General features: G+C 71.7%; 13 protein-coding genes. 11 read left to right on the top strand and 2 right to left on the bottom strand.

Translation table 11 applies throughout. The annotated features are described in order from the left end of the window. Positions 1 to 45 precede the first annotated feature (45 nt). Complete coding sequence (locus QQ657_RS28190) at positions 46 to 1,266, top strand: HRDC domain-containing protein (RefSeq protein ID WP_434056787.1); 1,221 nt, start codon at positions 46 to 48, stop codon at positions 1,264 to 1,266. Positions 1,267 to 1,392: 126 nt separating this feature from the next. Then, positions 1,393 to 2,532, top strand: coding sequence for a toll/interleukin-1 receptor domain-containing protein (locus QQ657_RS28185; protein ID WP_284745278.1), 1,140 nt, complete (start codon positions 1,393 to 1,395; stop codon positions 2,530 to 2,532). Here the strand turns inward: QQ657_RS28185 and QQ657_RS28180 are convergent. After that, complete coding sequence (locus tag QQ657_RS28180; protein ID WP_284745277.1) at positions 2,529 to 3,233, bottom strand: TetR/AcrR family transcriptional regulator; 705 nt, start codon at positions 3,231 to 3,233, stop codon at positions 2,529 to 2,531. The genes QQ657_RS28185 and QQ657_RS28180 overlap by 4 nt on opposite strands. Before the next feature lie 140 nt (positions 3,234 to 3,373). On the opposite strand from QQ657_RS28180, the gene QQ657_RS28175 reads away from it, so the two are divergent. The 9 genes from QQ657_RS28175 to QQ657_RS28135 all read left to right on the top strand — a co-directional run bounded on the left by QQ657_RS28175 (position 3,374) and on the right by QQ657_RS28135 (position 16,827). Further along, complete coding sequence (locus tag QQ657_RS28175) at positions 3,374 to 4,858, top strand: amino acid permease (protein WP_284745276.1); 1,485 nt, start codon at positions 3,374 to 3,376, stop codon at positions 4,856 to 4,858. Continuing rightward, positions 4,855 to 5,688: an urea amidolyase associated protein UAAP1 gene (locus QQ657_RS28170; protein WP_284745275.1), complete on the top strand. Its 834-nt coding sequence runs from the start codon at positions 4,855 to 4,857 to the stop codon at positions 5,686 to 5,688. The genes QQ657_RS28175 and QQ657_RS28170 overlap by 4 nt, the downstream gene beginning before the upstream one ends. Continuing rightward, a complete protein-coding gene (locus QQ657_RS28165) occupies positions 5,685 to 6,320 on the top strand; it encodes an urea amidolyase associated protein UAAP2 (RefSeq protein WP_284745274.1) in 636 nt (211 codons plus the stop codon). Before QQ657_RS28170 ends, QQ657_RS28165 begins: the two co-directional genes overlap by 4 nt. Further along, positions 6,317 to 9,844, top strand: a complete 3,528-nt coding sequence (gene uca, locus QQ657_RS28160; protein ID WP_284745273.1) for an urea carboxylase — start codon at positions 6,317 to 6,319, stop codon at positions 9,842 to 9,844. The genes QQ657_RS28165 and uca overlap by 4 nt, the downstream gene beginning before the upstream one ends. After that, positions 9,841 to 11,430 (top strand): allophanate hydrolase, encoded by a 1,590-nt coding sequence (locus tag QQ657_RS28155; protein WP_284745272.1) that lies wholly within the window; start codon positions 9,841 to 9,843, stop codon positions 11,428 to 11,430. The genes uca and QQ657_RS28155 overlap by 4 nt, the downstream gene beginning before the upstream one ends. 145 nt (positions 11,431 to 11,575) lie before the next feature. Beyond that, the gene (locus QQ657_RS28150; protein WP_284745271.1) at positions 11,576 to 12,703 is read left to right on the top strand and encodes a hypothetical protein; all 1,128 of its coding nucleotides are present in this window, start codon (positions 11,576 to 11,578) and stop codon (positions 12,701 to 12,703) included. Between the two features lie 64 nt (positions 12,704 to 12,767). Next, entirely contained in the window at positions 12,768 to 13,397 is a 630-nt protein-coding gene (locus QQ657_RS28145) for a DUF998 domain-containing protein (RefSeq protein ID WP_284745270.1), read from the top strand. 85 nt (positions 13,398 to 13,482) lie between these two features. Continuing rightward, complete coding sequence (locus QQ657_RS28140; RefSeq protein ID WP_284745269.1) at positions 13,483 to 14,715, top strand: thiolase family protein; 1,233 nt, start codon at positions 13,483 to 13,485, stop codon at positions 14,713 to 14,715. Continuing rightward, entirely contained in the window at positions 14,716 to 16,827 is a 2,112-nt protein-coding gene (locus tag QQ657_RS28135; RefSeq protein WP_284745268.1) for a 3-hydroxyacyl-CoA dehydrogenase NAD-binding domain-containing protein, read from the top strand. Here the strand turns inward: QQ657_RS28135 and QQ657_RS28130 are convergent. Beyond that, positions 16,824 to 17,252 (bottom strand): hypothetical protein, encoded by a 429-nt coding sequence (locus QQ657_RS28130; protein ID WP_284745267.1) that lies wholly within the window; start codon positions 17,250 to 17,252, stop codon positions 16,824 to 16,826. The genes QQ657_RS28135 and QQ657_RS28130 overlap by 4 nt on opposite strands. Positions 17,253 to 17,347 lie beyond the last annotated feature (95 nt).

Here is a 17,347-nt window from a genome sequence, read left to right as displayed (position 1 = left end):
GTAGGGTCGCTAGTCATGGAAAGCACAGAGGCCGAGGACACCGGGATGGAGATCGAGTCCACGGGCGGCCCTGTGCTGCTACGCGAGCCCGTCGAGGGCACACCCCCGGTGGTCACCGACCGAGCCGCGCTGCTCGAAGCCTGTGCGCGGCTCGCCGCGGGCACCGGCGCCGTCGCCGTCGACACCGAACGCGCGTCCGGCTACCGGTACTGGCCCAAGGCCTACCTCGTCCAGTTGCGGCGCGAGGGTTCCGGCACGGTCCTGATCGACCCGACCGAGCTGGACGACCTCACCCCGCTGAAGAACGTCCTCAACTCCCTGGAGTGGGTGCTGCACGCCGCCTCCCAGGACCTCCCCTGCCTCGCCGAGCTGGACCTGCACCCGGCGGCATTGTTCGACACCGAACTGGCCGGCCGGCTGGCGGGCTACGAGCGGGTCGCACTGGGAACCCTGGTCGAGCTGCTGCTGGGCTACACCCTCGAGAAGGGGCACAGCGCCGCCGACTGGTCGAAGCGGCCGTTGCCGGTCGACTGGCTCAACTACGCGGCCCTCGACGTCGAGCTGCTCATCCAGCTGCGCGAAAAGCTGGAGGCGGAGCTGGGCGCCCAGGGCAAGCTGGAGTGGGCGCAGCAGGAGTTCGAGTTCGTGCGCACGGCACCGCCGCCGGGCCCGCGGGCCGAGCCGTGGCGCCGGACGTCCGGCGTGCACAAGATCCGCAACCCCCGCGGCCTGGCGGCGGTCCGCGAGCTGTGGCAGGCCCGCGACGAGCTGGCCCGCAAACGCGACCGCGCGCCGAGCCGCATCCTGCCGGACAGCGCGATCATCAACGCGGTGACGGCCGACCCGAAGACGGTCGAGGAGCTCCAGGCGCTGCCGGTGTTCAGCGGCCGGGTCCAGCGCAAGTACACGGCGAGCTGGCTGCGCCACCTGCAGGCGGCTCGCGCACTTCCCGCTTCCGAGCTGCCATCGCCGTCGCAGCCGACGGACGGCCCGCCCCCGGTCAACCGCTGGGCGGACAAGGACCCGGACGCGGCGGCCCGGCTGTCGGCCGCGCGCACGGCCCTGTCGGCGATCGCGGAGGACCGGCGGCTGCCGGTGGAGAACCTGCTGCTGCCGGATCTTCTCCGCCGCACGTGCTGGCGTCCCCCGGCGGAGACGGACGAGGAGTCGGTGGCCGCGGTGCTCCGCGCGGGCGGCGCGCGGCCGTGGCAGGTCGGGTTGACGGCCACGGCGTTGAGCAAGGCCCTCCAGACCACGGCTTCCTGACGCGGGTCGCCTTCCGAGCGGACAGATCCAGGACAGTTCCGGAGCACTCGCCGGAACTGCCCGGACCCGGTCCCGTGCCTGCTCTAGGCTGCGCCGGAAAACGCCGCGACGCCGCCGAAGGTACCGATGACCGATTTCCTGGGCGACCAGCCCGCTGTCCAGTGCTTCCTCAGTTTCACCCACGAAGACGACAGTTTCCTCAATTTCGTCACGCCCCTGAAGAATTCGCTGGAGAAGTTCTGCGCCTCGGCGCACGGGCGCAAGATCGAAGTGTTCGTGGATCGCGAGAGCATCGGCTGGGGTGAGGACTGGCGGACCAAGATCCAGGACGGCATCAACGCCGCGATGGTGTTCATCCCGGTCATCTCGATGAACTACTTCTACGAGAGCGGTGACTGCCGCGAAGAGCTCAACGCGTTCTACGCCAAAGCCAACGAACTCGGCCTGACCCAGCTGATCCTGCCCCTGATCGTGCTGGGGCACGAGCTCATCACCGCGCAGAGCGACGACGCCAACATCCGGATCATCGAGAAGCTGCAGTACGTCGACATCAAGGACGCCGTGCTCGCCGGTTCCGGGACCGCCGAGTGGCGCCGGACCATGGCCGTGGTCGCGGACAAGCTGATCCTGGCGATCCGTTCCGCGGAAGCCGCGCTGGAAAAGCTGAAGAAATGCGACCAGCTCCTCCTCGACGGTTTCGCGCCGGAAAAGGACGGGCCCGGACTCCAGGAATACAAGGAGAACCTGACGAAGATCGGCGAGCTCCTGGAACGGCAGTTCGACGCGATCAGCTACTCGCTGGACGAACTGGCGGAGGAAATGCGGCAGGTGACCGGGGAGGTCGCCGGGATGACCCCCGAAGCCATCAAGGCACGGGTCGTCCGGGCGGCCGACACCATCAAGCCGCCGGCGGTCACCATCCAGCAGGCCGGCACCGACTTCGAAGCCACCGTCGCCGAAACCGACTCCACGATCCGCTCGTACATGCGCCTGATGGACTCGCACATGACGCCGGAACTGCTGGACCGGGCCCGCCGGGAGTACGACGAGTTCGTGGAGATGCTGACCGGCATGATGGAGCTGGAAGCCCGGATCACCGAGTTCCTCACCCAGATCCGGCCCCTGGAAGCGTTCAACGCGCCCCTGCGCGCGGCGATCCGGCCGCTGCGCATCGGCGCCCAGTCGATCCAGCTGGGGATGCGCACGATGCGCGAGCTCTCCCGGATCATCAGCAACCTGCTGGAGCCCGTCGGCGGGCGCTTCTAGTCAGTGAGCGTCGCCAGCAGGGTGTGCGCCTCGGCGCGCAGCCCGTCCGTCGGCTCCGGCAGCCCCGCCAAGCGGACCACGCCATCCGCCCCCTCGCGCACGTGCGCCTCGACGTCCAGCTCCGGGTCGTCCCGGCGGATCACCGCGATGCTCTCCACCAGCCCGAACACCAGGTCGGTCCGGATCCCGACCGCTTCCGGTGAGACCCCGGAGGCCGCCACCAGCTGCCCGTACGCCGCCTTCAGGTCCGCGCGCTCGGCGCGGAAGCGGGCCAGGTTCGGGGAAGCCACCTCCGGCAGCAGGTACAGCGCGCCCAGGTTGTGGCGGGCGCTGCCGAGGAGGCGGATGTCCGCGTACGCCAGCGCCCACAACCGGACCGCCGCCGGGGACGGGCCCGCGACGAGCCGGGCCGCCAGGTCCAGTGACGGGCGGACCGTCTCGGCCAGCAGGGCCGCGAGGATGTCTTCCTTGGCCGGGAAGTGGTAGTAGAGCGACGCCTGGCGCAGCCCCGCGCGCTCGGCGATCGCCCGGGTCGTCGTCGCCGCGTAGCCGGCTCCGGTGAACAGCTCGCCCGCCGCGTCGAGCACGGCCTGGCGCGCGTCCGGGCGGTTCGCCGCCGCGCCGCTCGCCCTGGGTCTGCCGACCCCCGCCCCTTTGACCACGCCGTGATCTTGCCAGGTCCGCGCCACGAGCACCCGCACCGAGGTGCGGTTACGCCCGCATGTCGCTGTTGACGCGCGGTCGGCGCGGCCGTTAACGAGCCACTAACGCACCGGAGATCATCCCGACGTGCCCGGAACCTAGTTTCTGTCAAGCGATCGAAACCAGGTCAGGAGCGCCCATGTCCCCACCCGACGACCTCGCCGCCTTCGGCTACCGCCAGGAACTCCGCCGGTCCTTGGGCGGGTTTTCCGCCTTCGCCGCCGGCTTTTCGTTCGTCTCGATCCTCACGACAGTCTTCCAGCTCTTCGGCTTCGGCTACACCTTCGGCGGCCCGCTCTTCTTCTGGACGTGGCCGGTGGTGCTCGCCGGCCAGCTGCTCGTGGCCCTGACCTTCGCGGAGCTCGCCGCGCGCTTCCCGCTCGCCGGATCCGTGTACCAGTGGGCGAAACAGCTCACCAAGGGCTTCCTCGGCTGGCTCGCCGGCTGGATGATGCTGCTCGGCTGCGTCGTCGCGCTCGCCGCCGCGGCCATCGCGCTGCAGGTCGTGCTGCCGTCGGTGTGGAGCGGCTTCCAGCTCGTCGGCGGCGACCCCGCGGTGACGTCGCCGTCGGGCGCGGCCAACGCCGTCCTGCTCGGCACTGCGCTACTCGTCTTCACCACCGCCGTCAACGCCGGCGGCGTACGGCTGATCGCGCGGATCAACGACGTCGGCGTCGCGGCCGAACTGCTCGGCGTCGTGGTGCTGGTGATCGGCCTCGGCTTGTTCGCGGTCCGCGGGCCGCAGGTGGTCGCGCACGACGCTCCCGGCACGAGCGCCGGAATCGGCGGCGTGCTCGCGTCGGCGCTCATGGCCGCCTACGTCCTCTACGGCTTCGACACCGCCGCGTCGGTCGCGGAGGAGACGAAGAACGCGCGACGGGCCGCTCCACGCGCGGTGCTGCGAGCGGTCCTCGTGTCCGGGATCGGCGGGCTGGCCGTGGTGGTCACCGCGCTGATGGCCGCGCCGAGCCTCACCGACGGGCAGCTCGCCGGCCGCGGCCTGCCGTACGTGATCACCGCCGTCTTCGGCGATACCCTCGGCCGGGTCTTCCTCGCCGACGTCGCGATCGCCGTGGTCGTCTGCACGCTGACGATCCAGACCGGCACCGTCCGGCTGATCTACGCGATGGCCCGCGACGGCGCGCTCCCCGCGTCCACCCGACTTTCGTCGGTGAGTTCGCGCACGGGCACCCCGGTCGCGCCCGCCCTGGTGTCCGGTGGGTTCGCGATCGGGCTGCTGCTGCTCAACTTCGGCAACCCGACGCTGTTCAGCACGATCACCGGGACGTCGGTGGTGGTCGTCTACCTGGCGTATCTGCTGGTCACCGGCCCCTTGCTGGTGCATCGGCTGCGCGGGCGCTTCCCCGCCGAGCCCGGGCTGTTCTCCCTCGGCCGCTGGGGTGTCCCGGTGAACGGGGCGGCCGTTCTCTACGGCGTCGCGATGATCGTGAACATCGCCTGGCCGCGCCCGGAGATCTACGACGTGACCGGTTCGGGCGCCCCCTGGATGCTCTTGTTCCCGATAGAGTTCGTCGGCGGCGCACTGGTGATCGGCTGGCTCTGCCGGCCGCGCCCACGTCCCGCTCCCGCCCTCGAACCCGCGCTTGAGAGAGGACGTCCATGAGCACGACCGCCACCCCCTACGGCGCCCGCGACCACGCCCGCGCCCAGGCCGGCACCGTGGTCGAAACGATGCCGTCGATCCCGGCGAGCACGTGGCCGGCACCGCCACCCGAAGTCGCACCCGAGGCGCTGACCTGGGCCGAGACGGTGACCGGGGGCGGCTACACGCACAAGGTCCTCGCCCGGGGCACGCGGTTGCGGCTGACCGACGTCGACGGCGACGCCTGCGCGCACCTGCTGCTGTTCAACGCCGAGGGGCCGTGGGAACGGCTGAACGTCGCGGACACGGTGAAGGTGCAGTGGAACGCCTACCTCGGCGCGAAGGTGGCGCTGCTGTCGGACCAGGCGCGGGTGCTCGCGACGATCGTCGCGGATTCGAGCGAGCGGCACGACGCCCTGTGCGGGACGTCCACTGTGGACGGCAACACCGTGCGCTACGGCGACGGCGCCCCGCAGGGCCCCTCCCCCGCAGGGCTGCCACTGTTCACCTTGGCGGCGGCCAAGAACGGCCTCGGGCCGCGGGACCTGCCGCCGAGCCTGTCGTTCTTCCAGGGCGTGCGCGTCCGGCCGGACGGCGGCCTGGACTTCACCGGGTCCGCGGGCGCGGGCCGGTCCGTCGAGCTCCGGATCGAGCTGCCGGCGATCGTGCTGATCGCCAACGTGGCGCACCCGGTCGACCCGCGCCCGGACTACACCGTGACGAACCTCGAAGTGCTCGCCTGGCGCGACCGGCCGTCCACTCCGGACAGTCCGGAATGGACGCACTCGCCGGAGGCGCAGCGAGCCTTCGAGAACACCGCCGACTACCTGACCGCCCGGGGGATCGCATGAGCACGGCGTACCAGTCCCAGCTGGAGCTGACGTCCGACGTCGCCGCGCGCGCCCCGTTCTCGACCGTGCTGAAGCGCGGCAGCGAGCTGGCGATCATCGACCTGGGCGGCAACCAGGCCGTCGACTTCCTTTGCTACGACGCGAACGACACGGCGAAGCGTTACAGCGCGGCCGCGACGATCGCCGCGCAGCGCAACATCTTCCTGACCACGGGCAGCGTGCTGCGCACCCAGGAAGGGGCGCCGCTGCTGACCGTCGTCGCCGACACGTGCGGCCGACACGACACGCTCGGCGGCGCGTGCAGCAAGGAGTCCAACAGCCTCCGCTACGGCCAGCACACCCGCTTCCAGCACGCCTGCGTCGAGAACTTCCTCAGCGAGGGCGCGAAGTGGGGGCTGGGCAAGCGCGACCTGGTCAGCAACGTCAATTGGTACATGAACGTGCCGGTCGAAGAAGACGGCGCGCTCGGCATCGTCGACGGGATCTCCGCACCGGGGCTGGAAGTCCGGCTGCGCGCCGAGACCGACGTCCTCGTGCTCGTGTCGAACTGCCCGCAGATCAACAACCCCTGCAACGGGTTCGACCCGACGCCGGTCCGCCTGATCGTCACGTCTCCCGGAGGCGGCGAGTGAGGCTGCTCGTCGCCAACCGCGGCGAGATCGCGGTCCGGATCCTGCGCACCGCCAAGGAACTCGGCCTCGAGACCGTCGCCGTTTACTCCGACGCCGACCGCCTCGCCCCGCACGTGCGCCTCGCCGACCGGGCGGTGCGGCTCGGCCCGGCACCCGCCGCGGAAAGCTACCTGCGGGCCGGCGCGATCGTCGAGGCCGCGCTCGAAACCAGCTGCGACGCGGTCCACCCCGGTTACGGGTTCCTGTCCGAGGACGCGGCGTTCGCGCGAGCGTGCGAGGACGCCGGGCTCGCGTTCGCCGGGCCTTCACCCGAGCACCTGGAGGTGTTCGGCAGCAAGCACACCGCGCGCGAGGCGGCGATCGCCGCGGGCGTCCCGCTGCTCGCCGGCACCGGCCTGCTGTCCGATGTGGACGAGGCGGTCGCCCGCGCCGAGGAAATCGGTTACCCGGTGATGCTCAAGGCGACCGGGGGCGGCGGCGGGATCGGGATGCGCGCGTGCGCGACGCCCGGGGAGCTGCGCGAGGCGTGGGAGACCGTGCGGAGCATCGCGGCCAAGAGCTTCGCGAGCTCCGGGGTGTTCCTGGAGCGGCTGGTGCGCCGCGCCCGCCACGTCGAGGTCCAGGTGTTCGGCGACGGCCTCGGCGAGGTCCTGGCCCTGGGTACCCGCGACTGCTCCCTGCAGCGGCGCAACCAGAAGGTCGTCGAGGAGTGCCCGGCGCCGGACCTGCCGGACGCGGTCCGGAAGCAGCTCGTCGACTCGGCAGTCGCCCTGTGCTCGTCGGTGCGGTACCGCTCGGCGGGCACGGTCGAGTACGTCTACGACCCCGAACGCGAAGAAGCCGCGTTCCTCGAAGTCAACACGCGGCTGCAGGTCGAACACCCGGTCACCGAAGCGGTGTACGGCGTCGACCTGGTCGCCTGGATGCTGTGGCTCGCGCAGGGCGACCGCGCGATGTTCCGCGCGGTGCCGGTCGCGCGCGGGCACGCCGTGGAAGCACGGGTGTACGCCGAAGACCCCAGCGCCGGGCACCGGCCGAGCGCGGGGCTCGTCACGCACGTCGCGTTTCCGGCGGAGGCACGCGTGGACACGTGGGTCGAACCGGGCACGACCGTCACCACGCACTACGACCCGTTGCTGGCCAAGGTGATCTGCACCGGCACCGACCGCGCCGGCGCGCTGGGCCACCTGCGGGAAGCGCTCGCCGTGACCCGGGTCGACGGCGTGCGCACCAACCTCGGGCAGCTGCGCGCGGCGGCCGCCGACGCGGCGTTCGGCACGACCGCCCACGACACGTCCACTTTGGACGGCATCGAGGATGGCGAGCCCCGCGTCGACGTCGTGCGCGGCGGGACGATGACGACCGTGCAGGACTGGCCGGGCCGCACCGGCTTCTGGCACGTCGGGGTGCCGCCGAGCGGGCCGATGGACGACCGCTCGCTGCGGCTGGGCAACCTCGCCCTCGGCAACCCCGAAGGCGCGCCCGGCCTGGAGTGCACTGTGGACGGCGTGACCCTGCGGTTCTCCCACGCCGCGCAGGTGTGCGTCACCGGTGCGCCGACGACCGTGCTCGTCGACGGCGCCGAAGTTCCCTTGTGGACACCCGTCGAGGTACCCGCCGGCTCGACGCTCGACGTCCGCGCGTGCACGGCCGGGCTGCGCAGCTACGTGCTCGTCCGCGGCGGCGTCGACGTCCCGGCGTTCCTCGGCAGCGCGGCGACGTTCACCCTGGGCCGGTTCGGCGGGCACGGCGGCCGCGCGCTGGCCGCGGGCGACGTCCTGCGCACCGGGCCCGCCCCCGCGGACCCGGTCGTCGGGCCGGTGACCGACCGCCCGGGCTTCGGGTCGCACTGGACGATCGGGGCACTCGAAGGACCCCACGCGGCACCGGAGTTCTTCACCCCCGACGACGTCGACACGTTCTACGCCACCGACTGGCAGGTGCACTTCAACTCCGCCCGCACCGGCGTCCGCCTCGTCGGGCCGCGGCCACAGTGGACCCGGGCGGACGGCGGCGAGGCGGGCCTGCACCCGTCGAACATCCACGACACGCCGTACGCGATCGGCGCCGTCGACTACACCGGCGACCTGCCGATCCTGCTCGGCCCGGACGGGCCCAGCCTGGGCGGGTTCGTGTGCCCGGCGACGGTCGCCACCGGCGAACGGTGGAAGCTCGGGCAGCTGCGCCCGGGCGACACCGTGCGGTTCGTGCCGATCGACCCCGACCACGCGGCGGTGCTGCGGCAGCGCCCGGCCACCGCGGTGACCCCGACCAGGACGGCCCGGCACGACGGCGGTGTCCTCGGGCGGCTGTCCTCTTCGGACGACGAGCCGTCGGTCACCTACCGCCGCAGCGGGGACGACAACCTGCTCGTCGAGTACGGCGAGATGAAGCTCGACCTGGCCCTGCGGATGCGGGTGCACGCGCTCGGGGAACGGCTCGCGGCCGAGGGCGTGCCGGGGATCGTCGACCTGACACCGGGCATCCGGTCGCTGCAGGTGCACGTCGACCCGGACGCGCTGCCGGTCGGCAAGGCGCTCGGGCTGGTGCGGGAGCTGGAACGCGACCTGCCGCCGACGCACGCCCTCGAGGTGCCGAGCCGCAGCGTCCGGCTGCCGCTGTCGTGGGACGACCCGGCCACGCGCGAGGCGATCGAGCGGTACATGACCGGGGTGCGCGACGACGCGCCGTGGTGCCCGTGGAACATCGAGTTCATCCGGCGGGTGAACGGACTGTCCAGTGTGGACGACGTCTACCGGACGGTGTTCGACGCGGAGTACCTGGTGCTCGGCCTCGGCGACGTCTACCTGGGCGCGCCGGTGGCGACGCCGCTGGACCCGCGCCACCGGCTGGTGACGACGAAGTACAACCCGGCCCGGACGTGGACCGCGGAGAACTCCGTCGGCATCGGCGGTGCGTACCTGTGCATCTACGGCATGGAGGGGCCGGGCGGCTACCAGTTCGTCGGCCGGACCACGCAGGTGTGGAACAGCTGGCACGGCGGGGAACAGCCGTGGTGCCTGCGGTTCTTCGACCGGATCTCCTGGTACCCGGTGTCCGCGGACGAACTTCTCGACCTGCGCGCGCAAAGCGCGTCCGGGCAGCTGCCGCTGGACGCCACCGACGGCACCTTCAAGCTCGCCGAGTACCAGAAGTTCCTGGCGGACAACGCCGAAAGCATCGCCGGTTTCCGCGCGACGCAGGCGGCGGCGTTCGAGGCGGAACGACGTGCGTGGGCCGCGGCGGGCGAGTTCGACCCGAAGCCGGAACCGGTGGCGCGGCCGCCGAAGCGGGTCGAGGCGCCGCCGGGTGGCCACGTCGTCGAGGCGCCGTTCGCGGCAACGGTGTGGCGGGTGGACGTCGCGGCCGGCGAGCGCGTCGAGGACGCGCAGTCGCTGGTGACGCTGGAAGCGATGAAGACGGAGGCGCGGATCCCCGCGCCGGCCGGCGGTGAGGTGGTCGAAGTGCTCGTGTCCCCCGGTGACCAGGTCGCCCCCGGAACTCCCCTGGTGGTGCTCGGATGAGCATCCTCGAACGAGTGCGGGCCGCATACCGGCGGATCGAACAGGTCGACCGGCCGGAGATCTGGATCGACCTGCGGCCGGAAGCCGAGGTGCTGGCCGAGGCCGCCGCGCTGGACGAACGCGGGCTGCCGCTGTACGGCAAGCTCGTCGCGGTCAAGGGCAACATCGACGTCGCGGGGCTGCCGACGACCGCGGGCTGCCCGGCGTACGCGTACAAGCCCGAGGCCGACGCGCCGGTCGTCGCGCGGTTGCGGGCGGCCGGGGCGCTGGTGCTCGGCACGACCAACCTCGACCAGTTCGCGACCGGGCTGGTCGGGACGCGCAGCCCGTACGGCGCGGTGCGGGGCGCCGTCGACCCGGCGTACGTGTCGGGCGGGTCCAGCTCGGGGTCGGCGGTGGCCGTCGCGCTGGGCATCGTGGACCTGGCGCTGGGCACCGACACCGCGGGGTCCGGACGGGTGCCGGCGGCGTTCAACGGGATCGTCGGGCTCAAGCCGACGCCCGGGCTGCTGCCGACCGAGGGCGTCGTCCCCGCCTGCGCGAGCATCGACTGCGTGTCGCTGTTCGCGCGGACGGTCGAGGAGGCGGCGTTCGCGTTGACCTGCCTGGCCGAACCCGCGCAGGTCCACACGGGACGGTTCCGCATCGGCGTGCCCGATCGGCTCGGCCCGCTGGACCCGGGCTGGGCGGAGGCGTTCGAGGCCACCGTCGAGGAGTACGCGGCGGCCGGCGCCGAAGTGACCACTGTGGACATGTCGGCTTTCCTGGAGGCGGCGCGGCTGCTGTACGGCGGCGCGTTCGTCGCCGAGCGCTACACCGCCGTCGGCGAGTTCCTGGAGGCGCATCCGGACGCCGTGGACCCGGTGGTGCACGGCATCATCACCGGCGCCCGCGACATCCCGGCGCACCGGCTGTTCGCCGACCAGCGGACCCTGGCCGGGCTGCGCGCCGAGGCCCTCGCGGTGCTGGCCGGCGTCGACGCGCTCCTGACGCCGACGACGACCGAGCACCCCACGATCGCCGCGGTGGCCGCGGATCCGGTCGCGGTCAACGCGCGGCTGGGCCGGTTCACCAACTCGACCAACCTGTTCGGGCTGTCGGCGCTGGCGGTCCCGGCGGGGACGGTGGCCGGGCGCCCGTTCGGCGTGATGCTGGTCGGCGCCCCGCACGACGACCTGAAACTGGCCGCGCTGGCGGCGTTGCGCGGCGAGCGGGTCCCGATCGTGGTGGTCGGCGCCCACCTGCGGGGTCAGCCGCTGAACCACGAGCTGACGTCCCGCGGCGGCCGGTTCGTCTCGGCGGTTTCCACGTCGGAGTCCTACCGGTTGTACGCGCTGGACGCGGTGCCACCAAAACCGGGACTCGTGCGGGTCGCGTCCGACGGCGTCGCGATCGCGGCGGAGGTGTGGGACCTGCCGGTGCGGGGCTTCGGCGAGTTCGTCTCGCGGATTCCCGCGCCGCTGACGATCGGCAAGGTCGAACTGGCCGACGGTTCGCGCGTGTCCGGGTTCCTGTGCGAGCCGGCGGCGACCGAGGGCGCGGAGGACATCTCGGCGAAGGGCGGATGGCTGGCGCACCGGGGATAAATCGGGTGCGGGCCGGTGCGGCGCCACGCACACTGAGGTCGTGAACACCCTGCCTTGCGGCCATCCGGGCCGCATCGGCACCTTGCGTCTCTGCCCGCACTTGGCTGTCGAAGAACCTCCCCCGTCCGCGCGTCACTTGACCGGCGTGGGCACGCACTACGACCTGGCCTGCGCTCTCTGCACACCGGCCGCACTGGTCGAGGTCTGCGAGAGCTGCGCCGAGCGGGCCGACCAGCGGAGCTTTCCCTCGGGCTGGTACGGCGAGCCCGAGATCCTGATGCGGGACAAGGAACTCGCGGGGAGCTGGACGACCCGCCCCTGCCCGGTGCGGCCGCTGAACGACGGCTGCCTCGCCCCGATGCCGGACGGCTGGCTCGCGCTCACCGAGGAGGGGTTCGTCCGGATCGACGGCGACGACCAGTGGCTCGTCGGGCCGGTCGAGCTGCCGGAGGAGACCTACGAGGACATCCGGGACATCCCCGACCGGCCGCGCCGCTCCCTGCGCACCTCGCGCGACGGCCGGTACGCGGCCGTCGTCTCGGACTACGGCCAGTTCGCCACCGTCGTCGATCTGCTCGAGTGGTCGACGGTCCTCGACCTCGACCGGGACTGGAACGACAACGAGTTCACCCGGTTCCCGCTCGCCTTCCTCGGCGAAGGCGAGACGGCGAAGGTCGTCGCGGGCACCGACTGGAACCGCTTGGACGTCTTCACCCTGCCCGGCGGTGAGTTGCTGACCGGTCGCGAAACCGCGGCGCCGGACCACGAGCACTACCTCGACTACTTCCAGGGCGCGCTGCATGTGAGCCCGTCCGAGCGAGCGCTGGTCGTGGACGGCTGGGTCTGGATGCCGGTGGGCGCGCCGGTGGTTGTCGACGTCGCGGCGTGGCTCGACGGCGACCCGCACGCGGCCGAGCACGGGCGGAGCCTCACCTCGCGTGACTGGGTGTGGGACCGGCCGATCGCGTGGCTCGGCGACACGACCGTCGCTGTCCAGGGCATGGGCGAGAGCGACGACCGGATGCTCGACGGCGTCGAACTGTACGACGTCACGACCGGCCGCCGGACGGGGATGTTCGCCGGACCCGCCGGCCCGATGTGGGCGCACGACGGGCTGTTGTACGTGCGGGCCGAAGCGGGGCTGGAGGTCTGGGACCCGGCCGAAGGCGCCCGGATCGGGCTGCTGGCGGGATTCCACCCCGTCGCCCACGGCTCGGGCGCGTTCGCCGAACTGCGTAACGATCGGCTGAGGATCTGGGCACCCGTCGGGTAACGGCCCTCGCCCCGGGGCAGTGGACCGCCGATGACCTTGGTGAGGAACCCTCCCGGAGGCGGTCATGACCACGGCGACGAAATCCCCGCAGAGCACGCTCGTCCACTCCTACCTCTACCTGCGGCGCGCGATCGGGCTCATCGGCCTGGCGCTGCCCGTCGTGCTGATCCTGGGCCAGCAGCTCGTCCAGGGCGGCGACCTCATCGGGTCGCTCAGCGGCTACTACTACACCGATCTCGGGAACGTCTTCGTCGGCGCGATGTGCGCGGTGGGCGTGTTCCTGCTCGCCTACTACGGCCACGACTTCGTCGACAACGTGGCGAGCACGGTGGCGGGCCTCGGCGCGATCGGGCTGGCGCTGTTCCCGACGACCCCGGACCACGATGTGTCGTCGTGGGACCGCACCTCCGGTGTGCTGCACCTGGTGTTCGCGGCGGTGTTCTTCCTGATGCTGGCCTACTTCTGCCTGCGCCTGTTCCCGCACGACGGCGAGCAGCCGCCCGGGACCGGGGTCGTCTACCGCGTCTGCGGGGCCGTGATCCTGGCGTGCCTGGTGCTGATCGCGCTGACCAGCTGGCTGCGGCTGGTGCCCGAATGGCACCCCGCGCTGTGGCTGGAGAGCGTCGCGGTGTGGGCGTTCGGTGCCGCGTGGCTGCTGAAGGGGCAGACCCTGACGCCCAAGAGTGTGCCGTAGCCCACTCGACCGGGCCACAGCACTGGTTACCCACCGGTAACAAGGGCTATCGTGCGGCTATCACCGTCTACTTACTGGAGCATTCGTGGCCGCACCAGCAACGCCGCTTGCGCCGAACGCGCGAGGGGTACGCACCGTCGCCTTCGTCGAGGGGGTACGGACCCCCTTCGGCAAGGCCGGCGACAAGGGCATCTACGCCGGGACCCGCGCCGACGACCTCGTCGTCAACGCCATCCGTGAGCTGCTGCGGCGGCACCCGGAGCTGCCGCCCGAGCGCGTCGACGAGGTGGCCATCGCCGCCACCACCCAGATCGGCGACCAGGGCCTGACCATCGGCCGCACCGCCGCGCTGCTCGCCGGCCTGCCGAAGTCGGTCCCCGGCTTCGCCATCGACCGCATGTGCGCCGGTGCCATGACCGCCGTCACGACCACCGCGTCCGGCATCGGCTTCGGCGCCTACGACATCGCGATCGCCGGCGGCGTCGAGCACATGGGCCGGCACCCGATGGGCGAGGGCGTCGACCCGAACCCGCGGATCATCGCCGACAAGCTCGTCGACCCGACCGCGCTCGTCATGGGCCAGACCGCCGAGAACCTGCACGACCGGTTCCCCGCGATCACCAAGCTGCGCACCGACACCTACGCCGCGCGCAGCCAGGAGCGCTACGCCGAAGCCGTCAAGACCGGCAAGATCGGCCCCGAGCTGGTCCCGGTCGCCACCCGGTCGAAGGAACTGGGCTGGGGCCTGGCCACCGAGGACGAGCCGCCGCGCCCGGGCACCACGCTGGAGACCCTGGCCGGGCTGAAGACGCCGTTCCGCCCGCACGGCCGGATCACCGCGGGCAACGCGGCCGGCCTCAACGACGGCGCGACCGCCTCGATCCTGGCCGACGAGGACACCGCCCGCGAGCTGGGCCTGCCGGTCGCGATGCGGCTGGTCGGCTACTCCTTCGCCGGCGTCGAGCCCGAGGTCATGGGCATCGGCCCGGTGCCGGCCACCGAGAAGCTGTTCAAGCGCACCGGCCTGTCGATCGACGACATCGGCCTGTTCGAGATCAACGAGGCCTTCGCCGTGCAGGTGCTGGCCTTCCTCGACCACTTCGGCATCGCCGACGACGACCCGCGCGTGAACCAGTGGGGCGGCGCCATCGCCTGCGGCCACCCGCTGGCTTCCTCCGGCGTCCGGCTGATGACGCAGCTCGCGCGCCAGTTCGCCGAGCGGCCCGACGTGCGGTACGGCATGACGACGATGTGCATCGGCATCGGCATCGGCGGCACCGTGATCTGGGAGAACCCGGCGTTCGAGGGGGCGAAGTAAATGACTTTCACCGCTGAAGAGGCGAAGGCCGCGTTCCCCGACGAGGTCGTCACGAACGCCGTCACGCGGCTCGTGAAGGTACCCGGGCTCGAGAAGCCCGTCGCCCTGATCACGCTCGACAACGGCCACGACCACACCCGGCCGAACACCTTCGGCCCGCAGGGTCTGGTGTCGCTCAACGCCGCGCTGGACAAGGCTTTCGAGGCCGAGCCGGCCGCGATCGCCGTCACCGGCAAGCCGTTCATCTTCGCCGTCGGCGCGGACCTCTCGGGTGTCGAGTCCGTGAGCGATCCGAAGCTGGCGCGCGAGATCGCCCAGACCGGGCACGACGTGTTCCGCCGCCTCACCGAGACGAAGATCCCGACGTTCGGGTTCATCAACGGCGCGGTCATGGGCGGCGGCCTCGAACTGGCGCTGTCCTGCCACTACCGGACGCTCTCGGAGAACACCGCCGCGATCGCGTTCCCCGAGGTCTTCCTCGGCCTGTTCCCGGGCTGGGGCGGCACGCAGCTGCTGCCGAACCTCATCGGCGCGGACGCCGCCGTCACGGTGATCATCGAGAACGCCCTGGCGCAGAACAAGATGCTCAACGTCAAGCAGACGGCGGAGCTCGGCATCGTCGACGCCGTCTTCGGCTCGGCGGACTACCTCGAGCAGTCGCTGCTGTGGCTGGCTCGCGTGGTCAACGGCGAGATCACCCCGGCGCGGCCCGAGATCGACCGCGGTTCGGGATGGGACGCCGCGATCGCCCGCGCCAAGTCCCTTGTGGACGGCCGGACGCACGGTGCGTCGCCGGGCGCCACCAAGGCCGTCGAGCTGCTGGAGCTGGCCCGCGAGAACGATCTCGACCGCGGCTACGCGGCCGAGACGGACGGCCTCGCCGAGCTGCTCATGTCCGACGTCCTGCGCGCCGGGCTGTACTCGTTCAACCTGGTCAACAAGCGGGCCAAACGCCCTGCCGGTGCGCCGGACAAGTCCTTGGCGCGCAAGGTGAACAAGGTCGGCATCGTCGGCGCCGGCCTGATGGCCAGCCAGCTCGCGCTGCTGTTCGTGCGCCGCCTCAAGGTGCCGGTCGTGCTGACCGACGTCGACCAGGAGCGCGTCGACAAGGGTGTCGGGTACGTCCACGCCGAGATCGACAAGCTCCTGGCCAAGAGGCGGCTGTCGTCTGATGGCGCCAACCGGCTCAAGGCGCTCGTCTCCGGCTCGCTCGACAAGGCCGCGTTCTCCGACGCCGACTTCGTCATCGAGGCCGTGTTCGAGGAGCTGGGCGTCAAGCAGCAGGTGTTCGCCGAGCTGGAGCAGCACGTCTCCCCCGAGGCGATCCTCGCGACGAACACCTCGTCGCTGTCGATCACCGCGATGGCGTCGAAGCTGCAGCACCCCGAGCGGGTCGTCGGCTTCCACTTCTTCAACCCGGTGGCCGTGCTGCCGCTGCTGGAGATCGTCCGCGGCGAGCAGACCGACGACGCCTCCCTCGCGACGGCGTTCTCGGTCGGCAAGCAGCTGAAGAAGTCCAGCGTGCTGGTGAAGGACGCTTCGGCGTTCGTCGTCAACCGGCTCCTGCTGCGCTTCCTCGGCGAGGTGCTGGTGGCGGTCGACGAGGGCACGCCGTTCGAGGTCGCCGATGGCGCGCTCGAGCCGCTGGGCCTGCCGATGTCGCCGCTGACGCTGATGCAGCTCGTCGGCCCGGCCATCGCGCTGCACGTCGGCGAGACGCTGCACGAGGCGTTCCCGGACCGGTTCACCGTGTCCGACAACCTCGCGAAGTTCGTCAAGGCGGGCAAGAAGGGCGTCTGGGTCTGGGACTCCCAGGGGAACCAGTCGCCGGACCCGGAAGTCGTCGAACTGTGGACGCAGGGCGACAAGCCGTCGACCTCGGAGCAGGTGCGTGAGCGCGCTCTCGCGGCGATCGCCGAGGAGATCCGGATCATGCTCGACGAGGGCGTGGTCGCCGAGGCGCAGGACATCGACCTGTGCCTGATCCTCGGCGCCGGCTGGCCGTTCTGGAACGGCGGCATCACGCCGTACCTGGACCGCTCCGGCGTGTCCGAGCGCGTGAACGGCAAGCCGTTCCTCGCCCCGGGCGTCGCCTCGGTCCCGGCTTCCTAGTACTCGCCCTCACGAGGGCACTTCGGCGGCGGCGCGGTGAGTTTCAGCTGCGCCGCCGTCGCGTCGGCGTCGATGACCGTCACCCGCTCGGCGGTCCGGAACCGGGCGTGCAGCTCCTGCGCCCAGGCCTTCAGGTCGGTGCCCGGGACGGCGAGCAGGGAGATCGACGGCGGGTCCACGAACACCCGCCGTGCCGTGGGGTCGTCGTGGAAGGACGGCACGGCCGCCCGCATCTCCGCGTCGGAGGGGAAGACCAGGACGACCGCGGCGCACAGCGTGTGCCCGGACAGGGGTGCCGGGTTGGTGTCCACCGGCAGGTCCGGCGGGCGCTTCAGGGCCGCGACGCCGAAGGCCAGACCCACCCCGGCGGCCAGTGCCAGCGCGAAGACCGGGACCACCACGCGGACCAGCGGCTTTTCCGTCACGCCGAAGATCACAGCACAGGTTGGCCGCCGGGACACCGCCCGAACGTGCATGATCGGGCGGGCAAACCCGGTCGAGGACTTGTGCTTGTGCGCGA

This window comes from Amycolatopsis ponsaeliensis, from assembly GCF_030182635.1.
Classification (GTDB): domain Bacteria; phylum Actinomycetota; class Actinomycetes; order Mycobacteriales; family Pseudonocardiaceae; genus Amycolatopsis; species Amycolatopsis ponsaeliensis.
This window is presented reverse-complemented; position numbering and strand designations above follow the sequence as displayed.

Bases quoted from the DNA above. Each gene is read 5' to 3' on its own strand.
- QQ657_RS28170 (WP_284745275.1), top strand. From the start codon at position 4,855: ATGAGCACGACCGCCACCCCCTACGGCGCCCGCGACCACGCCCGCGCC.
- QQ657_RS28135 (WP_284745268.1), top strand. From the start codon at position 14,716: ATGACTTTCACCGCTGAAGAGGCGAAGGCCGCGTTCCCCGACGAGGTC.
- QQ657_RS28145 (WP_284745270.1), top strand. From the start codon at position 12,768: ATGACCACGGCGACGAAATCCCCGCAGAGCACGCTCGTCCACTCCTAC.
- QQ657_RS28165 (WP_284745274.1), top strand. From the start codon at position 5,685: ATGAGCACGGCGTACCAGTCCCAGCTGGAGCTGACGTCCGACGTCGCC.
- QQ657_RS28185 (WP_284745278.1), top strand. From the start codon at position 1,393: ATGACCGATTTCCTGGGCGACCAGCCCGCTGTCCAGTGCTTCCTCAGT.
- QQ657_RS28175 (WP_284745276.1), top strand. From the start codon at position 3,374: ATGTCCCCACCCGACGACCTCGCCGCCTTCGGCTACCGCCAGGAACTC.
- QQ657_RS28155 (WP_284745272.1), top strand. From the start codon at position 9,841: ATGAGCATCCTCGAACGAGTGCGGGCCGCATACCGGCGGATCGAACAG.
- QQ657_RS28190 (WP_434056787.1), top strand. From the start codon at position 46: ATGGAGATCGAGTCCACGGGCGGCCCTGTGCTGCTACGCGAGCCCGTC.